1 protein-coding gene and 1 pseudogene are annotated in these 1,553 nt (G+C 73.5%); one reads left to right on the top strand and one right to left on the bottom strand.

Annotation, left to right across the window (positions count from 1 at the left end; genetic code table 11):
* A partial coding sequence (locus tag AB0M20_RS42715; RefSeq protein ID WP_364307135.1) for a methyl-accepting chemotaxis protein occupies positions 1-1,447 on the top strand: 1,447 nt, incomplete at its 5' end.
* On the opposite strand, the pseudogene AB0M20_RS42710 reads toward AB0M20_RS42715, so the two are convergent.
* Positions 1,440-1,553, bottom strand: a pseudogene (locus tag AB0M20_RS42710) (protein phosphatase); the annotation flags it as partial. The gene AB0M20_RS42715 and the pseudogene AB0M20_RS42710 sit on opposite strands and share 8 nt — an antisense overlap.

Below are 1,553 nucleotides of genomic sequence, written 5' to 3'. Positions count from 1 at the left end.
GCGTCCGTACATCAGCACCGCGGACGACACCACCACGCGGACGGGGCTGCACGCGGAGGTGCGGGCGCTGGCCCGGGCCCCCGACGCCCTCGCCGCCCTGGCCGGCACGCTGACCGGCGCGCTGGAGAGCCCCGGCCCGGTGGACGTGTCGGCGGCCGCGCAGGCCGTCCGCGAGGCGGTGCCGCCGCTGGTCGACGCCATGCGCGGGCTGCTCGCCACTCGGATCGACGGGTTCACCGGCGGCCGGATGACGGTGCTGATCGTCGCCCTGGGCGCGTTCGTGCTGGCCGCCTGGTTCGCGGCCGGCGTGCTCTGGCGTACCCGGCACGACGTCGCCCTCGCCGTGACCGGCGTGCGTGCGATCGCCGACGGTGACTTCGCGCAGCGTGCCCTGCCCGCCGGGCGTGACGAGCTGGGCGAGATCGGCCACGCTCTGACCACCGCCCGCGACCGGCTGGTGCGGCAGGAGACCGACCTCACCGAGGCCCAGGAGGTCCGCGAGGAGCAGCTGCGGGTGAGCTTCCTGCACCAGCGGCAGGCCGAGCTGAAGCTGCGCGACCGGGCTCAGTCGATCATCGAGGAGTCCACCACCGTGATCGCCGAGGAGCTGCGCACGGTCACCGAGCAGGTGGGCGAGGTGCGGCACGCGGCGGACACCATCGACTCGGAGATCTCGGCGACCGACGAGGCCACCTCGGCGGTCGTCGGGCATGCCCGGCACGCCGAGGAGGTGATCTCCACGCTCGAGGAGAGCCTGCACCGGGTCGCCAACACGGCACAGCTGGTCAAGGGCATCGCCGGGCAGACCCGCCTGCTCGCGCTCAACGCCACCATCGAGGCGGCTCGTGCCGGCGAGCTGGGCCTCGGCTTCACCGTGGTGGCCGACGAGGTCAAGGAGCTGGCCACCACCACGACGCAGTCCACCGAGCAGATCGCGCAGACCATCGCGGAGCTCGAGCGTGCGACCGCCGAGATGTCCGAGACCATCTCGGCGATGGTCATCGGCATCGGCAGCGTCGGCGACGCGGCCACCTCACTGCGGTCGCTGGCCGCGGATCAGGGCACCGTGGTGAGCCGGCTGGCCGACCGGATGGGCATCACGATCCAGCGGGTCGAGGAGATGTCCGGGCTGGCCGCGCAGCTCGAGCGCCGGCAGAGCGACCGGATCGCGGCCAGCGGGCCGGTGTCGGTGCGCCTGCCCGGCGCCGCCCTGCCGATCACCGCGAGCCTGCTCAACCTCAGCTCGGGCGGCCTGCGCGTGCAGGCCGACCGCGACCGCATCGAACACCTGGCCACCGGCGACGTGGTGGAGGTCTCGCTGGACGGTCTCATGGTGCAGTCGCGGGTGGTCAACAACGACGGCGACCAGCTCGGCCTGCAGTTCATGCTCACCAGCGAGGCGCACGCCGCCCAGGTCGAGCAGCGCGTCCAGCGGCTGCTCAGCTGAAGTTCCGGACGAACTTGCGCTGCCACGGCGTCTCGACCGCGCGCCGGTCGTAACGCTCGCGCACCCAGGCGACCGCCTCGGCCGCGGGCACACCGTCGAGCACGGC

Origin of the sequence: Actinoplanes sp. NPDC051633 (assembly GCF_040681735.1) — a bacterium.
GTDB lineage: Bacteria > Actinomycetota > Actinomycetes > Mycobacteriales > Micromonosporaceae > Actinoplanes.
The sequence above is the reverse complement of the archived record's forward strand: the minus strand, read 5'-3'. Positions and strand labels throughout refer to the sequence as shown.